At 50.0% G+C, this 16,043-nt stretch carries 21 protein-coding genes; all 21 read right to left on the reverse strand.

All coding sequences use genetic code 11. The features are described 5' to 3' along the window. Nucleotides 1–4: 4 nt before the first annotated feature. Complete coding sequence (fliR, locus tag OYT88_RS00635; protein ID WP_274397402.1) at nt 5–778, reverse strand: flagellar biosynthetic protein FliR; 774 nt, start codon at nt 776–778, stop codon at nt 5–7. A gap of 17 nt (nt 779–795) precedes the next feature. After that, nucleotides 796–1,065 carry a flagellar biosynthesis protein FliQ gene (fliQ, locus tag OYT88_RS00640; protein ID WP_274397403.1) on the reverse strand — a complete coding sequence of 90 codons (270 nt, stop codon included), beginning with the start codon at nt 1,063–1,065 and terminating at the stop codon, nt 796–798. A 16-nt stretch (nt 1,066–1,081) separates the two neighbouring features. Further along, nucleotides 1,082–1,756 (reverse strand): flagellar type III secretion system pore protein FliP, encoded by a 675-nt coding sequence (gene fliP / locus OYT88_RS00645; RefSeq protein ID WP_274397404.1) that lies wholly within the window; start codon nt 1,754–1,756, stop codon nt 1,082–1,084. After that, nucleotides 1,749–2,438: a flagellar biosynthetic protein FliO gene (locus OYT88_RS00650; protein WP_274397405.1), complete on the reverse strand. Its 690-nt coding sequence runs from the start codon at nt 2,436–2,438 to the stop codon at nt 1,749–1,751. Before OYT88_RS00650 ends, fliP begins: the two co-directional genes overlap by 8 nt. 17 nt (nt 2,439–2,455) lie before the next feature. Then, nucleotides 2,456–2,818, reverse strand: coding sequence for a response regulator (locus OYT88_RS00655; RefSeq protein ID WP_274397406.1), 363 nt, complete (start codon nt 2,816–2,818; stop codon nt 2,456–2,458). Nucleotides 2,819–2,876: 58 nt separating this feature from the next. Beyond that, on the reverse strand, nt 2,877–4,100 hold the full coding sequence (gene fliY / locus OYT88_RS00660; protein ID WP_274397407.1) for a flagellar motor switch phosphatase FliY: 1,224 nt from the start codon (nt 4,098–4,100) through the stop codon (nt 2,877–2,879). Then, nucleotides 4,093–5,091, reverse strand: a complete 999-nt coding sequence (gene fliM / locus OYT88_RS00665; RefSeq protein WP_274397410.1) for a flagellar motor switch protein FliM — start codon at nt 5,089–5,091, stop codon at nt 4,093–4,095. Before fliM ends, fliY begins: the two co-directional genes overlap by 8 nt. 33 nt (nt 5,092–5,124) lie before the next feature. After that, nucleotides 5,125–5,559, reverse strand: coding sequence for a flagellar basal body-associated FliL family protein (locus OYT88_RS00670; protein WP_274397411.1), 435 nt, complete (start codon nt 5,557–5,559; stop codon nt 5,125–5,127). Further along, a complete protein-coding gene (locus OYT88_RS00675) occupies nt 5,541–5,774 on the reverse strand; it encodes a flagellar FlbD family protein (RefSeq protein ID WP_274397863.1) in 234 nt (77 codons plus the stop codon). Before OYT88_RS00675 ends, OYT88_RS00670 begins: the two co-directional genes overlap by 19 nt. 58 nt (nt 5,775–5,832) lie before the next feature. Then, nucleotides 5,833–6,615, reverse strand: coding sequence for a flagellar hook-basal body complex protein (locus OYT88_RS00680; RefSeq protein WP_274397412.1), 783 nt, complete (start codon nt 6,613–6,615; stop codon nt 5,833–5,835). 150 nt (nt 6,616–6,765) lie between these two features. Beyond that, on the reverse strand, nt 6,766–7,221 hold the full coding sequence (locus OYT88_RS00685; protein WP_274397413.1) for a flagellar hook capping FlgD N-terminal domain-containing protein: 456 nt from the start codon (nt 7,219–7,221) through the stop codon (nt 6,766–6,768). Nucleotides 7,222–7,224: 3 nt separating this feature from the next. Continuing rightward, nucleotides 7,225–9,015, reverse strand: coding sequence for a flagellar hook-length control protein FliK (locus OYT88_RS00690; protein WP_274397414.1), 1,791 nt, complete (start codon nt 9,013–9,015; stop codon nt 7,225–7,227). Nucleotides 9,016–9,067: 52 nt separating this feature from the next. Then, nucleotides 9,068–9,697 carry a MotE family protein gene (locus OYT88_RS00695; protein WP_274397415.1) on the reverse strand — a complete coding sequence of 210 codons (630 nt, stop codon included), beginning with the start codon at nt 9,695–9,697 and terminating at the stop codon, nt 9,068–9,070. 13 nt (nt 9,698–9,710) lie between these two features. Then, a complete protein-coding gene (gene fliJ, locus OYT88_RS00700) occupies nt 9,711–10,148 on the reverse strand; it encodes a flagellar export protein FliJ (protein WP_274397416.1) in 438 nt (145 codons plus the stop codon). Then, nucleotides 10,141–11,466 carry a flagellar protein export ATPase FliI gene (fliI, locus tag OYT88_RS00705; RefSeq protein ID WP_274397417.1) on the reverse strand — a complete coding sequence of 442 codons (1,326 nt, stop codon included), beginning with the start codon at nt 11,464–11,466 and terminating at the stop codon, nt 10,141–10,143. The genes fliJ and fliI overlap by 8 nt, the downstream gene beginning before the upstream one ends. Continuing rightward, nucleotides 11,463–12,224, reverse strand: coding sequence for a flagellar assembly protein FliH (gene fliH / locus OYT88_RS00710; RefSeq protein WP_274397418.1), 762 nt, complete (start codon nt 12,222–12,224; stop codon nt 11,463–11,465). The genes fliI and fliH overlap by 4 nt, the downstream gene beginning before the upstream one ends. Beyond that, entirely contained in the window at nt 12,217–13,233 is a 1,017-nt protein-coding gene (gene fliG / locus OYT88_RS00715) for a flagellar motor switch protein FliG (protein ID WP_274397419.1), read from the reverse strand. Before fliG ends, fliH begins: the two co-directional genes overlap by 8 nt. A gap of 15 nt (nt 13,234–13,248) precedes the next feature. After that, the gene (gene fliF, locus OYT88_RS00720) at nt 13,249–14,832 is read right to left on the reverse strand and encodes a flagellar basal-body MS-ring/collar protein FliF (RefSeq protein ID WP_274397421.1); all 1,584 of its coding nucleotides are present in this window, start codon (nt 14,830–14,832) and stop codon (nt 13,249–13,251) included. A gap of 24 nt (nt 14,833–14,856) precedes the next feature. Further along, nucleotides 14,857–15,156 carry a flagellar hook-basal body complex protein FliE gene (gene fliE, locus OYT88_RS00725; RefSeq protein WP_274397422.1) on the reverse strand — a complete coding sequence of 100 codons (300 nt, stop codon included), beginning with the start codon at nt 15,154–15,156 and terminating at the stop codon, nt 14,857–14,859. A 10-nt stretch (nt 15,157–15,166) separates the two neighbouring features. Continuing rightward, a complete protein-coding gene (gene flgC / locus OYT88_RS00730; protein ID WP_274397423.1) occupies nt 15,167–15,610 on the reverse strand; it encodes a flagellar basal body rod protein FlgC in 444 nt (147 codons plus the stop codon). Between the two features lie 6 nt (nt 15,611–15,616). Then, nucleotides 15,617–15,991, reverse strand: a complete 375-nt coding sequence (gene flgB / locus OYT88_RS00735; protein WP_274397424.1) for a flagellar basal body rod protein FlgB — start codon at nt 15,989–15,991, stop codon at nt 15,617–15,619. Nucleotides 15,992–16,043 lie beyond the last annotated feature (52 nt).

Consider the following 16,043-nt stretch of genomic DNA (forward strand, 5'->3'; position numbering starts at 1 on the left):
GACACTAACTCCCCAGCAGGCGCATATAATTGCTGAAAATGTCCGTCATTGAGTCGAAAATCACGCGAAAGAGTCCGATATACATTGGAAAGACAATAAGCATCACCAGGAATCCGACGATGATCTTCATAGGCAGCCCGACGACAAAAACGTTAACCTGCGGTACGGTACGGGCCACAAGACCGATCGCCACATCCACAAGAAAGAGGCAGCCGATAATCGGCATGGCAAGCTGCATGGCAATCACAAACATCTGTGCGGTCAGCCGCGCCACGAAATCGACCGTGTTCCCGCTTGCCAGGTGTATATTCATCGAACTGAGTGGAATCAGTTTAAAACTGTACATTAAACCGCTGATCAGCATATGATGGGCATCGACGCCAAGGAAAAAAAGCACCTGAAGCATGCTGAGCAATTGGCCGGTCAGCGGAGAAGAAACTCCGTTTTCGGGGCTGATCGTGTTGGCGATGGCAAAACCCATCTGCAGATCGATAAATGAACCGGCCAGCTCCACCGCATACGTGATCACGGCAGCTACAAAACCCATCGACAATCCGACGACCGCTTCTTTGATTATCAGAAGAAAAAACGTCCCGTCGAGAGGTATTGTCTGGTTCTTGAACAGAGTCACATCGATCAGTAAGGACAGTGCAACCGCGAGCCCTATTTTAGTCCGGGCCGGAATGGTCCGATAGGAAAAAACAGGCATTGTCGCCAGAAAGCTGGCAATTCTGACCAGAACAAGTAAAAATACAGGAATGATATTTAGAATAGACACTCTTTTTTGTTCCCTTGCTATCTGATAAAGTTAGGAAGATTGGCAAAAATGTTCTCCGTAAATGCGAGCATTTTCTCCAGCATCCACGGGCCGAAAAAAATCAACCCGAACAGAACCGATGCAATCTTCGGTATGAAAGCCAGCGTCTGTTCCTGAATTTGCGTCGCCGCCTGAAAAATACTGACGATCAGACCGACAACCAGCGAGATGATGAGCAGCGGGCCGCCGACCATCAAGATCGCCATCACACTTTGATCCGCAATGGAAAGGACCATTTCCGAACTCATTTTTCTCCCCTTCTTCCTAATAACTTTTTAGGAGCGATGCAACAATCAAGTACCATCCGTCTACCATAATAAATAATAAAATCTTGAAAGGAAGCGAAATCATCACAGGCGGAAGCATCATCATTCCCATCGCCATCAGGATGCTGGCAACGACCATGTCAATGACCAGGAAGGGAATAAAAATCATGAAGCCCATTTGAAAGGCCGTTTTCAGTTCACTGATCGTAAATGCGGGGACAAGGGCCGTCAGCGGAATATCGTCGATTTTTTTCGGCATCTTGTACTTTCCGTAGCTCATAAACAGTTCAAGATCCTTCTGGCGCGTCTCTTTGGCCATAAATTCTTTAACCGGCGCTTCGGCCTTCTTGATCGCCTGCTGCTGGCTGATATTCCCCTTCAGATAAGGCTGAATGGCGTTCGTGTTGATCTGTCCGTAGACCGGCGCCATGATGAAAAAGGTCAGAAAAAGAGCCAGCCCGATCAGTACCTGGTTGGGCGGTGTCTGCTGAGTCGACAGGGACGTCCGTACAAAAGACAGAACGACAATAATGCGTGTAAAGGACGTCATCATAATAAGAATGGCAGGAGCAAGGGACAGGATCGTCAGGACAAGAAGGAGCTGTACGGTCGTCGCTACTCCCTGAGGCTGACTTGTGAAAAAACTCGAAGAGATCCCCGGTATGCTATTCATGCTTCTCTTCCCCCTGTAAAATCTCTTCCATTCTATCTGAGCGCTCCTTTTCCAATCGATTAAGAGATTCCTTAAGCTGCAGCTTCAAAGATTTCGCCCTGTCTTTATCCTGCACGTTCCGTTTTTTCAACGTTTTCTCCGCCGTCCAATTGACAATCTTCCTGACATGGCTTTCGATAAGCTGCGGCTTTTCCTCCTGATTGACCAGGCTTTCAATGATCTTCGGATCCGTTATTTCCTTGAGCAGCCGCACCGACTCGCCGACACCGACCACCAGAACTTCATTTTCAAGGCGGATGAGCTGTACCGAACGGTTGGGACCGACGGATACGCCGCCTAAATTTTTCAGCAAACCGCCCTCACGGAATCTTCCGGTCCGTCTGGCCACAAAATGATACAAAAGATAGATGAGTCCGAGAACGACCAGCAAAGCAACGACTAATTGAAAGAAAGCGACGAACAGATTCGTATTTCCGTTCATCGAAGCGCCCGACTGACTATTCGCAGCCGTACTGCTGCTTCCCGTACTCTTGGTCTGGGTAACCGAATGCTGCGTATTCTGCTGACTTTTATACATATCTTCGACTGTCCCGTTTCCGGAGCTCGCAGCCGAAGCATTGGCGCCGTGCCCGAGAAAAAGGGCGAGAACGACAATCACAGAGAACAGCCATCTTTGAAACACACTGTCACCTTCCTCAATTACCCCAGAGTCTTTTTGATCGCCTCAATGACGCGGTCGGCCTGGAAGGGTTTGACGATAAAGTCTTTGGCTCCGGCCTGAATGGCATCGATCACCATCGATTGCTGACCCATTGCGGAGCACATGATGACCTTGCAGTCCGTATCGATTGACCGGATTTTTTTCAGCGCCTGAATCCCGTCAAGCTCCGGCATTGTGATGTCCAGGGTCACAAGATCCGGCCTCAGCTCCTCATATTTATCCACCGCCTCGTTCCCGTTCGCCCCCTCGCCCACGACCTCGTATCCGTTCTTTGTCAGAATATCTTTCAGCATCATTCTCATAAAAGCTGCATCGTCTACAACAAGAATGCGTCCCGCCACAAAAATCCCTCCAAAAGTTTTTAAGCATGTTGTCTCTTACTCTATTGGATGAAAAGGTTTATAGATCTTTAATTCTATCGAAGTGATTCAGTATTTCGGTAATCCGGATGCCAAAATTTTCATCGACGACGACGACTTCGCCTTTTGCCACATACTTTTGATTAACCAAAATGTCAATAGCTTCGCCGGCCAGCTTATCCAGCTCAATAATCGACCCCGGGCCCAATTCAAGTACTTCTTTTACGGTTTTCTGCGTATGCCCGAGTTCGACGCTGACGTCGAGCGGAATATCCATTAAGAGCTCCAGATTGCGCGGTGCTTTCTTGCCGGATAAAGGCGGTTCCTCGCCGAAATCGGAAAACTCCGCCGGCCGGACGTCTTTATGATCGGCGCCTGGATCCGGCCGTTCCGCGGAACGGCCGGATTGAGCCTTGTCGGCACTGTTTTCCCGTTCTTTCCGGGCTTCGGGATTCAGCGGAGGCGACGTCCGGACGGCCTGTTCCGCTGCCGCCGCCGTTTTTTCTTCGGAACGATTATCTGATTCTCCGCCGGCAGCCGGCTCTTCTTTTTTATTGCCTTGACCGCCGCCCGTCTCGCTCATCAGCAGGCTGACAAGCTGTTTTCCGAAGGGAATCGGAACAAGCTGCATGATATGGGAGTCGACCAACGCCCCTATCTTAAGGCTGAAGGAAATTTCAAACATGTTCTCATCCGCCGGAATATATTCGGTTCCCTGATGGGTTTTCACATCCATTAACGTCAGTTCGGGCGGTGAAATGTCGATACGGCGATTGAAGACTGTCGACATCGCTGTGGAAGATGAGCCCATCATCTGGTTCATCGCTTCCTGGACGGCACTCATTTCCATTTCATTGATTTCGGAGGTCGGATGGGTCCCGTCCCCGCCCATCATCAGGTCGGCAATGACGCTGGCATCCTGCGTTTGGATCACGAGCATGCACGATCCCTGAAATCCCTGTGTATAGTTGACCAGTACGGACACATGGGGAACGGGAAATTCTTCGCCGAGACTATGTCTGTTGACAATCCGGACCACAGGCGTCGTAATTTCGACTTTCTGATTCAAAATGGTGGACAGGGCGGTTGCCGCACTGCCGAAAGAGATATTGCCGATTTCGCCGAGCACGTCTTCTTCGAGCTCGGACAAATCTTCCGTTTTAGCTTCTTTAGCTTCCTTCTTCGGGGCCTCCTGCTTATCGGCACCTGACTGACGGCCGAGAAGTGCATCGATTTCTTCTTGTGAAAGTTGTCCGTCACTCATTAAGGGTATCCTCCTCTATGCTGGGTTTAATGATTTGAACAGCCATTTGCTTATTCTTTTTCCCTGGCTGAGCGATAAATTTAGGAAAACCCCCGACTTCAATCACAATCGGATCCTCCAAATGCTGATTCAGCTTAATCACGTCCCCGACCTCCAACTGCAGCAGCTCTTTCACGGTAATTTTTGAACTTCCCAGACAGGCACGCATATCTACCACTGAATTTTCAACACGTCGCCGCAGTGCATGATACTCTTCCTCTGTCGGATCATTCTTTTTTTCATTCATCCAATAGTGCATCGACAGTTTCTGGATCACCGGCTCCAGGACAACGTGAGGGATACAGAGGTTAATCATGCCGCTGGATTTGCCGATGACCGCCGACAGCGAGATGACAATAACCGTCTCGTTCGGAGAGACAAGCTGAAGAAACTGCGGATTGGTCTCGAATTCAAGCAACCTGGGATCAAGATCCTCAACGACGGAGGACCATGCCTCTTTTAAAGAAGGAAGAGATCCTTCGAACAGGCTTTTCATCAGATTGGTCTCAATTTCGGTCAGGTTCTCAATCTTGTTAATGCTGGTGCCTTCACCCCCCAGAAGGCGGTCAAGCATGGAATAGGCGACATTCGGATTAATCTCAATGATCAAGTGCCCTTCCAGCGGAGGGGCCTCGACAATATTCAGGACCGTAGTCGACGGAATCGAGCGGATAAATTCTTCATAAGGGACCTGATCCACGGAAGCCACGGATATTTGCACGTAAGTCCTCAGCTGGGCGGAAAAATAAGTAGTCAGCATTCTCGCATAATTTTCATGAATCCGGGTCAGGCTTCTGATCTGGTCCTTCGAAAACCGCAGGGCTCTTTTAAAATCATAAATACGGACTTTAGGTTTACTTTCTGCTTTTTTCAGCTCTTCAGCATCCATCTCACCTGTTGAAATGGCTGAGAGCAGCGCATCGATTTCAGACTGCGACAATATATCGGCCAATTATCGGATCATCTCTTTTCACCCTGTGATGGCTTACTGAACGATTTTCTCGGTCGTATAAACATGTGTCACCGTTCCGCTCTTTAGAAAACCGTTCAGCCGGTTTCGAAGCAGGTTCTCCAGATTTGCTATTCCCTTTTGATCCTGAACGTCTGCGGGCTTCATGCCGGAAACCGTATAAATGACGGCGTTCTTTACCTCAAAAGATCGTTTGGTTAATTCGTCCTTAGCGGCACTGTTGGAAACCTGTATTTTGAAATCAACCTTAATGAAGTGATCTCCGCTAATGTTTGTTGTAATCTCTCCCGTCGTCACCGTGAGATTGTTGACGATCTGATCAATGGTCGGATTTTTCACATCGACCTTACTCTGGGCTGTTCGATTCATCACAAAGAAAGCGGCGGCAATGCCGATAATCATCAATGCCATGATAACAAACAACGTTCCGACTACTCTGTTTTTAAACATCGCATGACACTTTCTTCCGCCCGAGCCGCAGGCATCCAGGAGATTTGTTTCAGAAAACGGGTTATGCGCTGATCGACCTGATCGGCCGTTTCCCTGACAACCAGCTTCTTACCCGTTGTCAATGTGATCGTCGTGTCGGGCAGGGCCTCGACTTGTTCAATAAGAAAAACATTTAATAGAAAAGTTTGTCCGTTAAAGCGTGTCAGCTGAATCATAAGTGTCAAAAATTGAGCGGGGCTGCGAAGCGAGCACCCTGCTCTATCCTCCCTTCCATCACTGTTTCAGATTGACAAGCGTCTGAAGAACCTGATCGGCCGTCGTAATCGTCTTGGAATTTGCCTGATAGGCCCGCTCTGCCTCAATCAGATTCGTCATTTCATCGGTCAGGTCGACATTGGAAAGTTCGAGTGCGTCTTGCTGGATATCACCCTGGCCGTTTGTCGCCGCAGTTCCGTCGGCAGCGCCGGATGCGGCCGATTCCTGAAACAGTGAGTTGCCCACTTTATCAAGTCCTGCCGGATTCGAGAACGTAAAGAGTTCCACCCGGCCCAGCTTCACACTCGCACCGGCCGTCGTCGTTCCGACAATGTTGCCTTGTTTGTCAACCGTAAATGAGGAAAGATCCTGATAAGTATTGTGATCCTGCCCGGTCGGATCAACAGTAAGCGTCATTCCCTGTGAATTGACAAGAGCGGTTCCCGCGCTGTTCAGCTTAAAATCCCCTGCTCTTGTGTAATAGACATTGCCCGAGCCGTCGCTGACCTGAAAATAGCCTTCGCCGTTGATGGCAAGGTCATAAGGATTGCTTGTCGGGTTGACCGTGCCGCCGGTCGTGATATTGTCGATCGAACCGGTCTGCGAGCCGAGGCCGACCTGAATCCCATTCTGGTTCGCCTGCGCTCCCTGCAGCTGCTGGCTGAAAATATCTTCAAAATTAACCCGGCCCTTCTTAAATCCCGCCGTGTCGACGTTGGCGATATTGTTGCCGATCACATCCAGATCCGTCTGAAAGTTCTTCAATCCCGAAACGCCTGCCCCTAATGAACGCAATAACATGAATGATTCCTCCTTTTTTAATCGGCTGCTTCTATACAATCCGCAGCCTCAGCCTTTCTTAAAAAGGTACGGCCGCTTTTTCAATGATTGATCACAATCGTTCCGTTAACATTCGAAAAATATGCGTCTCTTTCAATCCCTGATTTCCCGCTACGATGCCTTGCTTCCTGATGAATCACTGATTTCCGTAACCGTCGACGGATCCACCGACTGCCCGCCGTTTGTTATATAGCTGATCTGCCCGTCTTTTAATGTTACCGATTTGACGATGTCGCTTGCAGGACCCGGCGTTGTATCGCTGCTGCCGTCATCCGCCGGCTGCCAGGTGATTTCTTTGCCGATGATCGTAGCCTGGCTGGACAGGCTGTTATTGTTTTCGACAGCTACCAATTGATTGACCGCCGTTGCCACGTTCTGTGTCTGTTCAAGAGCTGAAAACTGAGCCAACTGCGAAACCATCTGCGTATCATCCATCGGTGACGTCGGGTCCTGGTTGGTCAGCTGCGCCACGAGAAGCTTCAGAAAATCGTCCTTGTTCAGGGTACTGCTCGAGCTTGACGACACTGCCGAGGCCGAACCTGCCGCTGTTGTTGGAGATGTACTCATTCTTTAGATTCCTCCCGTCAGCCATTCCAGAAATGAATGGCCGTGATCCTCATTTTCCACCGACATCGTCTCCGCCTTTTGCCGCTGCTCCTCTTTCCGGCCGCCCGACTGGCCGCCGCCTCCCTGAAAGGACTGCTGGTTCTGAGCCGCCTGCTGAAACATAGCACTTGAAGTCTGCCCGCTTCTCACGACATCGATTTGGGTCATCGGAATCCCGCTGCCGGCAAAATTCTCCTTCAGCTGAATCAATCCCGACTCGAGCAAGTCTTTCGCAGCCTTCGTCTCGGTCGCCATCCGGGCGGCGATGCCGCCGTCTGCGTTCTTCGTCAGCGTAATAATCACCCGGCCAAGCTGTTCGGGTTTAAGCGTCATTGTCAGTGTCTGCTCCCCATTATTGTCCATGTGAAAAGACGACTTGGCCAGCCATTCCGAGACGGTCTCCGAAACCTGCCTGGGCACGGGCGTTTCCTTATCCGCCGACCCGCCGCCCTTCTGAAAAGCCATCCACAGTTCCACTTTACTCATCGGCCTGCCGAAAGCGGAGGGCTGCAGCGGGCCTGAATGCTCAGATCCGCTTTCTTTAGCGGGTGACGTGCCGGCTTCCCGGCCGCTCAATGTTAAAGATTTATTCGTTGTTTCTGCCGATATCAATTTTTTGTCTGTTATCGGATCTGCAGAAAAAGAACGGTTCTGCTTCCCGGCAGACTGGCGATGAATCAAAGCGGTCTGAACTTCCGCTGCCGCGGAATCGCTCATCCGCGCCGCCTGGAGCCCCCCATTTAATAAAGCAGATCCCATTTCTCTTGAACTCACTGCCTCCTGAATGCTTCCGGCCGACGGACCGGCCGGAAGCTCAGACGGCTGAGCAGCAGGACCAGCTGATTTCTCCGGGGAACCGGCCGCCGCAGCCGTTAATCCCTTGCCCTTCACAAAATGTTCGGTTGAGAAATTTGTCACATTTGTTTTCCGGCCGGCCGCTGCAGCGGCTTCCGTTCCTTCGGAAGCCTGCGAACCGCCTGTTTTCCGATCGCCCGGCGGCCGGGGCACAGAACTCTTTTCTGCGCCTTCAGCCGTCGCAGCCCTGACAGAAAGGACGGAGTGAAATCCGGGAGGACCGTTCGTTGCTTCCAAGCGGTCCGTTCCTTTTACCGCGGCAGCCTGCGAAAGTTTAACGGAAAGGACGGAATAAGAGGCGGCATGCGGCTTTCCCGTTTTCGGAGAAACCGCACCCTTTGTCCCGGCCGGCTCCGCGGCTGCAGCCTGAGCACTGCCTTGATGCCGTTTGATTTTCGGCATATCCGTGCTGCTGCCGGTTCTTGATTTTTCACTTTTAACGTCGGCCGATACATCGGCGGTCGGGAGATCCGTTTCAGCCGGACCGAGCGTCGATCGCTTTTCCTGTTTTTCTTTCTTCTTTTCCGATACAGAACCCGAAGTATTCGATCGTTTTTTAGATTTCCGCACCACGGAATCCGAAATATTTGATCGTTTGCCGGATTCTTCCGCCGCGAAATTCGAAATACCCGATCGTTCATTGGATTTTTCCGCTACGGAATCCGAAGTATCTGATCGTTTGCCGGATTTTTCCGCCGGCCGGCCGGCTGACGGAAATGGGCTCTCATTGAAGGCTCCCTTCGGATCCTGCCCGTCTGCCAAAGGGTCGGCAGGCGAACGGAACCGGCTCATAATCGCTGAAAAAGAGGAATTGGCCATTTGTTTTTCAGAATTTTTTTTGAGCGGGCTCACCGTGCCGGAAACGGTTGAAACCGGGACAGTTACCTGATTCATGGTCATGCTATCACCTCCTTTCAAATCAAAGCGTGTTACGGTCCTGCCCCTTCCTGTTTTACGGGTAAGTGCCGCTCGATGCGGAAGTCGACACGGAGCTTGAGCCCGTCCCGCTTGTACTCGCTGCCGCGGGCTGTGCCTGAAGCAGCGGGGTCAGCGCCGCTGCTTTGTCCGCCGGCATGTTCTGCAGGATTGACGCTTTGGTTTTGTCGTCCAGCATGTTTATGTATTCTGCCGCCTGCTTGGTCGGCAGTTTTTCAAAAATAGCCGCCGCCTTTGCTGGATCCATATTTCGATAGGTTTGTGCATAGACGGCATCTCTTGCCGTCTGTGCCTGGCTCGCAGACGCGCTGCTCTTCTGACTGGCCGCCGCCTGCGCCTGCTGCAGCTGCGTGTTCAGCTGGGAAATCTGGTCCGATTTGCTTGTGTTATCGCTCTGCAGCTGTTTGATGGTTGACTGTTGCGCAGCGATCTGCTGCTTCAGGGTTGTTATCTGGTTCGAAGACGTCCCTCCGAAAGTCTGCGCAGCATTGTTCCCGAACAGGAGGCCCTTGACTTCGACAATCGGATTTAATCCGGCCAGTTTCAGAAGCATACCAACCAATAAAAGCAGAAAAACAATAGGAACGAGAACAGCAAGAAGAATTTTTAATAAACGCGAGCCGAAACCGCTCTTTTTCTCCTCCATTTTGCTCATCCCTTCAGCCGTTATTTGCAGAATGAAGTGCAGCTACCTCATCCAGCATTTTCGTTTCTTTTTTTCGTGCGTCGCTGTGATTCATAAACATCTGTTTTTGTTTTATTTTCTCGTATTTTTTCACCTCGATCGCTTTTCTCAGCAAAACGGCCTTGAATTGTTCCAGTTGATTCTTTGCCCGTTCATACTGCACGGTCTGTTCGTCGATCAGGCGTTCCGTTTTTTCCACATCGTAAATCTGGCTTTTTACCAAATCAATGGTAATCGACTGCTTCATTTTGTCCTGAAGATTTTTCTGAATGGATTTCTTCTCTTCGATCAAATCCAGGAGTCCGTGGGCCAGCTGTTCGAAATGGTCAAAAAGCAATCGATACTGTACTTCCAGAGTCTTCTTTTCGCTTTCCGCTATTTTCATCACACGTTCAAAACGAAAATCATGCACTGTTTTCAGCTCCTCTGCCGAATTCTTTGATCAACTGATCAATCGCTTCATCCAACGGCACTTTCAGCGACTGGGGCTGGCACAGGTAACGGATCATCTTCGGATGAAACTGGATCGCTTCATCGATAGCCGCCGAGCTTCCGGGCTTATAAGCACCGATGCTGATCAGGTCCTCAGACTCGGTATATTGGGCAAGAAGCGCTCGAAAGTGTCCTGCGGCTTCCAGATGTTCGGGAGTATCGATTTCATTCATGACGCGGCTGACACTTTTCAGCAGATTGACTGCCGGATACTGGCCCTTTTGCGCAAGTGCGCGATCAAGAACGATATGCCCGTCAAGAATGCCTCTCGCCGTGTCGGAAATCGGTTCGTCCAGATCGTCTCCGTCGACCAGGACTGTATAAAACGCGGTGATGGTCCCGTTCACGTCCGTACCGGTTCTTTCCAGGAGACGGGGCAGCATGGCGAAAACCGACGGAGGATAGCCCTTGGTGGTCGGCGGCTCTCCGACCGCCAGCCCGATTTCCCGCTGGCTCATTGCCACGCGCGTCAGTGAATCCATCATCAAAAGGACATCTTTTCCTCTTGAGCGGAAATATTCGGCAATAGCGGTTGCCGTCATCGCCCCTTTAATTCGCATTAAGGCCGGCTGATCGCCGGTTGCAACAATCACGATTGAACGTTTTATTCCTTCCGGCCCCAGATCCTTTTCCAGAAATTCCCGGACCTCACGCCCGCGCTCGCCGATCAGAGCAATCACATTTAAATCCGCAGAAGTATTTCTGGCAATCATGCCCATCAGCGTACTCTTCCCGACGCCGCTGCCGGCGAAAATCCCGACACGCTGGCCTTTGCCGACGGTCAGAAGTCCGCCGATCGAACGGACTCCCAGTTCAATCTGCTCGCTGATCCGCGGCCTCTTCAACGGATCGGGGGGCGGCTGATTCGTCGGAACAACCGCAAACGGCTTTGAAAAATGCATACCTGACATTGGCAGCCCCATGCTGTCGCAAACCTGGCCGAGAAGCTCGTCATTGACCTTAATCTCAAGAGGCTTTCCTGTCGCCTCAACGAGACAGCCCGGAGAAATATGGGCCACGGAGGTGTACGGCATCAGAAGAATGCTTTCTTCCCGAAACCCGACCACCTCTGCCAGGACTTTTCGCTGGCCGCCTTTCATATGAATAATACAGACGTCGCCGACGGATGAAGACGGGCCCTTCGATTCGACTAATAGACCGACGACGCGATTGATTTTACCGAACCGGCGGTAACTGTCAATTGATGGAAGTGCTTCGATCAATCGGTCCGCATTCATTTTCGTTTCTCCTCCATCAGTTCTTTTAATTTTTCCTTGATGACGGATAACTGGCTGTCTACACTGGCAACGATCTTCCCGAAAGCCGTTTCGATAGTACAATCATTTTCGGCAAAATCGCCGTCCGCGTAAATAAAAATTTTAGCATCCTGAACGAGCGAATCCATTTCGTTTTTGCGCTGATTCAGTACCTCAAAACGGTCGGGTGAAACGGTAATTTTTATCGTTTCCTGATCCTTTGCCTCATGAACGGCCTTTGAAACAAGGGAAAACCATTTGTCCTTATCCAGCGCAAGGGAAATGCCGATGATCTTTTCAGCGACGGCCATCGACAGCTTCAGAATTTCCGGCTCTGCATCCTCCAGGTAGCTCCGGTAAGCCGCACGTGCCTGATTGATCAGCTGATTAGCCTGAGCCACACGCGACTCAAAGCTTTTTTCTCCCTCGGAAGCCCCTTTCTTGAAACCTGCCTCATAGCCTTCTTTTTCCTTAAGCCTGAAGGTCTCATCTCTTCTTTTTTTCGCTTCGGCAGCATCGTTTTCCATCTGTTTATCGAATTCCAGACGTTTCTGCCCTGCCTCCTCCAAAATCTCCGCTGCTTCCCGTTTTGCCCGGCGTATTCTTTCTTCCAGACTCCTTTCGACAGATTCCCGGTCCATCTTACTGTTTAGAGCATCCAGTTCCGGGTCGATCGCTGCCGACAGCCCGATCACTTGTCTGTCGTTAACCTTCTCGGGAGATTTAATGAGGTTAGACAATCACATCATCCCCCTGACCGCGGGCAATGACAATTTCTCCGGCGTCCTCCAGTTTTCTGATCGTATTTACGATTCTTGTCTGCGCTTCCTCCACATCATGCAGGCGGACAGGTCCCATATATTCCATTTCTTCCTTAAAGCTGGCCGCCATACGATCGGACATATTATGGAACAGTAAATCTTTCACCTCGTCGCTCGCCGTGCGCATTGCCAGAATCAGATCTTCGTTCTCGCTTTCCCGGATCACCCGCTGAATAGCCCGGTCATCAAGGACAATGATATCCTCAAACACAAACATTCTTTTCTTGATCTCTTCTGCCAGATCTGAATCATTTTTTTCCAGGCGATCCAGTATATTCTTCTCGGTCGCCCGATCGACACCGTTCAGAACGTTGACAATGGAAGCAATGCCTCCTGTCCTTGTATAATCCTGATTCACGGATGAAGTGGATATTTTTTTCTCCAGTACTCTTTCCACCTGAGCAATTACTTCAGGAGACGTGCGGTCCATTTGGGCGACTCTTTTGGCGATATCCGCCTGATTTTCCTCAGGAAGAGCGGACAGAACGGTCGCAGCCTGCTGAGCATCCAGGTAAGAAAGCACTAGGGCAATCGTTTGCGGGTGCTCATTCTGAATAAAATTCAGAATCTGCTGGGGATCGCTTTTCCTCATAAAGTCGAAAGGCCTGACCTGCAGTGTCGTCGTCAGCCGCTGAATAATCTGTTTTGCCTCGTCGGGACCCAGAGCTTTTTCAAGAATTTGCTTGGCATAGCCGATTCCGCCCTGCGAGATGTACTCCTGTGCCAGCGCGGTCTGAAAAAATTCATCAATGATCTGTTTTTTCATATCGGGATCGATTTTTCGTACATTTGATATTTCCAGAGTCAGTTCTTCGATCTCCTGTTCCGTCAAATGTTTAAAAATGGTAGCCGATACCTCGGTCCCGAGTGCGATCATGAGGATCGCGGCCTTTTGTTTCCCTGTCAGTTTATTTCTTCGTTCTGCCAATTGGTACTCCTCCCTTCATCGTTCGTCGGAAAGCCAGCCTCTGAGCAGCCTCACAAATTGATCGGGCTTTTGTTTTGCCATTTTTTCAATTTCATTGTATTTTTTCTGTTCCGGATTTTCATCTTCCAGTGATTCTTTAAGTTCATCCTCCTGCGGAATATCTTCTACATAAGCTTCTTCTTCAGACGCGGCTCTTCTTCTTCTGTACAGGATCAGCCATACGACCAGCCCGGCAATCAGCAGAAGCAGTCCGCCGCCGATAATATAGGGCCACCAGTTCATCGACGGAGCGGCCTGCGACATTTGGCCGTTCAGCCGTCCTACCGTGATCGATGTCTTCTGATTGACGACATTGGCGGACAATTCCTGTCCCTGATTGTCGGATATAGATGTCTGGACAATCGAATTCAGAATTTGTTTCACGTCATTGATGCGCTGCTGCGACAAAGAATTATTATTATTCGCCGAGGGCGGTTCGATCATGACCTGAATGCCGAGATCGGTGATCTTATAAGGACTGTTCGTCACATCGCGGTGTATTTTGTTAAATACATAGTTGACCTGGTCCTGGACTTTCTGATAAGTCCCGTTGCCGTTTGTGCCTGCCTGATAAGTCGGGACGGCATTTGTGCCGGTTCCCACCTGTCCGCCTGCTCCCTGTCCTGTATAAGTCTCAGTGATATGCTGCGTGCTGGAGGCAAGTCCCTCCATCGTCTGCTGATTGACAGGCTCCACCAAATCCTGTTTTTCCTTGGACTGCGTAAAATCAACGTTGGCCGTAACATTGACCACGACCTTGCCCTGTCCCATCATCAGCGTCAGCATCTGCGTCACCCGGCGCTGAAAGTTATTTTCAATGTCGTGAACGATCTGCTGCTGCTGATTATAGGTGGAAAGAGTCGAATTTCCGCCGCTGTTGCTCTTCGGATCATAGTAGTTATAGTACTGGTCCATAATAACGATATTGTTTTCGGGAAGATTCGGCACACTTTTGGAAACCAAGTGGTAGAGCCCGTTTATTTGCGTGCTGGTCAGCTGAAAACCCGGGGATACGTTCAGCATGATCGACGCCGATGCCGAGTCGTTCGAACTCTGACTTCCGACCCATCCGCTATTCTGCGGAAGTGTCAGCATGACCTTCGCCGACTTGACTCCCTGAGTGTTGGAAATCAGATTGGCCAGCTCCGTCTGCATAGCGGCCCGCTGCAGAACATTAAACTGGTTGTCCGTCATTCCGAATCCGGCATTCTGACTGAAAAAAGAATAATCGATTTCTCCTGTTTTCGGAATGCCCTGAGCGGCAAGATCGACCTTCAGCTGGTCGACCTGATTGGAGGGAACACTGATCGTCGTTCCGCCTGCCGAAAGTTTATAAGGAACCTTCTTACTGTCCAGCGTACTCGTGATCTGTCCCGCTTCGCTCGTCGACAGATTGCTGTAAAGCGGCGCGTACTGTTTAACGTTTGTCAGAACCACGAAGAGCACGATCGCAAGAACCAGTGCTGCCGCCCCTCCGATAATCCAGATCTTTTTCTTTTTTGATAAACCCAGCCACAACTCTTTAAGCCGCTTAATGAAAGCTAACACTTTTTCCTTCATAGCATCCTCCGTCAGGCGATCCGGTCAAATTTGCATTCCCATGACATCCTGGTAAGCGCTGACGACCCGGTCGCGGACCTGCACGGCTGTTTTCAGCATGACATCGGCCTTCTGCATGGCAATCATCACATTGTGCAAATCGACATTGCTTGTTCCGTTCGCCAGATCGGTTACCATCTGATTGGCCGTCTGCTGAGAATCATTGACCGTTCCGATGGCATTTTCCAGCATACTCGCAAATGATTGCTGAGCCGACGAAACACTGGGCGACGTCTGAGAAACGGCAGTTGTTGAAGGGGCAAAACCTACAGGATTAATACTCATTTCGCATAGCCTACTTTCCGATATTTAATGCACTTGAGAGCATGTTTTTATCTGCATTGATGGCCGTTACTCCCGCTTCATACGAGCGGTTGGCGTCCATTAGGTCAACCATTTCCTTAAGCGGATCGACATTGGATTGTTTCACATAGCCGTTCGCATCGGCATCCGGATTCGTCGGATCGTATTTAACGGGAAAAGGAGCCGGATCTTCCGTCACGCTGCTCACTTCCACTCCGCCGGCAGCTGAACCGAGGGAATTTTGAAAAACCGATTCAAATGACGGATTAATGGTATTCATGTTGACCACTTTTCTGGCATAGGGCTGCCATTGTCCATTGACGTTTTTTTCGCGTGTCGTATCCGCATTCGCTATATTAGAAGAAACGACGTCCATTCTGAATCGCTGGGCCGTAAGACCTGAAGCCGCGATGTCAAGTCCGCTGAACATTCCCATGCCGTCTTACCCTCCCAATACCGTGTTGAATTGTTGGAATTGATTGCTTGCTGCTTGTCCAAGCGCCTGATAGTATAATTGATTTTGAGCGAGATCAGACATCTCATGGTCAATATCTACATTATTTCCGTTATTCTGAATGGTGCCATATGTATCTGTCACCGTACTATAACCCGTCTGATCCGCAGAGGTGAGAGGAAAATTATCGGAGTTGTTCTGATTTGTTTGCATTGACTGATTGAGCACATCATTAAAAACTACTTTTTGTGCCTTATAATTGGGGGTATCCACATTAGCAATGTTCTGAGAAATTGCATTTTGTTCCGCCATTGATCCGTTCATAGCCCGTTCAATAGCGGATAGGGGAGTCAGCGAAAACATTTTCCCAACACATCCTTTTATTTTGTCTTTATAAGTTCATTTTATCAACTTT

The sequence above is a fragment of the Sporolactobacillus sp. CQH2019 genome, from assembly GCF_028765345.1.
Taxonomy (GTDB): domain Bacteria; phylum Bacillota; class Bacilli; order Bacillales; family Sporolactobacillaceae; genus Sporolactobacillus.

Excerpts from the sequence above, each read along its gene's own strand:
- fliQ (WP_274397403.1), bottom strand. The coding sequence starts at position 1,065 with ATGAGTTCGGAAATGGTCCTTTCCATTGCGGATCAAAGTGTGATGGCG.
- fliP (WP_274397404.1), bottom strand. The coding sequence starts at position 1,756 with ATGAATAGCATACCGGGGATCTCTTCGAGTTTTTTCACAAGTCAGCCT.
- fliY (WP_274397407.1), bottom strand. The coding sequence starts at position 4,100 with ATGAGTGACGGACAACTTTCACAAGAAGAAATCGATGCACTTCTCGGC.
- OYT88_RS00670 (WP_274397411.1), bottom strand. The coding sequence starts at position 5,559 with ATGTTTAAAAACAGAGTAGTCGGAACGTTGTTTGTTATCATGGCATTG.
- OYT88_RS00675 (WP_274397863.1), bottom strand. The coding sequence starts at position 5,774 with ATGATTCAGCTGACACGCTTTAACGGACAAACTTTTCTATTAAATGTT.
- OYT88_RS00680 (WP_274397412.1), bottom strand. The coding sequence starts at position 6,615 with ATGTTATTGCGTTCATTAGGGGCAGGCGTTTCGGGATTGAAGAACTTT.
- OYT88_RS00685 (WP_274397413.1), bottom strand. The coding sequence starts at position 7,221 with ATGAGTACATCTCCAACAACAGCGGCAGGTTCGGCCTCGGCAGTGTCG.
- OYT88_RS00690 (WP_274397414.1), bottom strand. The coding sequence starts at position 9,015 with ATGACCATGAATCAGGTAACTGTCCCGGTTTCAACCGTTTCCGGCACG.
- OYT88_RS00695 (WP_274397415.1), bottom strand. The coding sequence starts at position 9,697 with ATGGAGGAGAAAAAGAGCGGTTTCGGCTCGCGTTTATTAAAAATTCTT.
- fliI (WP_274397417.1), bottom strand. The coding sequence starts at position 11,466 with ATGAATGCGGACCGATTGATCGAAGCACTTCCATCAATTGACAGTTAC.
- fliF (WP_274397421.1), bottom strand. The coding sequence starts at position 14,832 with ATGAAGGAAAAAGTGTTAGCTTTCATTAAGCGGCTTAAAGAGTTGTGG.
- fliE (WP_274397422.1), bottom strand. The coding sequence starts at position 15,156 with ATGAGTATTAATCCTGTAGGTTTTGCCCCTTCAACAACTGCCGTTTCT.
- flgC (WP_274397423.1), bottom strand. The coding sequence starts at position 15,610 with ATGGGAATGTTCAGCGGACTTGACATCGCGGCTTCAGGTCTTACGGCC.
- flgB (WP_274397424.1), bottom strand. The coding sequence starts at position 15,991 with ATGTTTTCGCTGACTCCCCTATCCGCTATTGAACGGGCTATGAACGGA.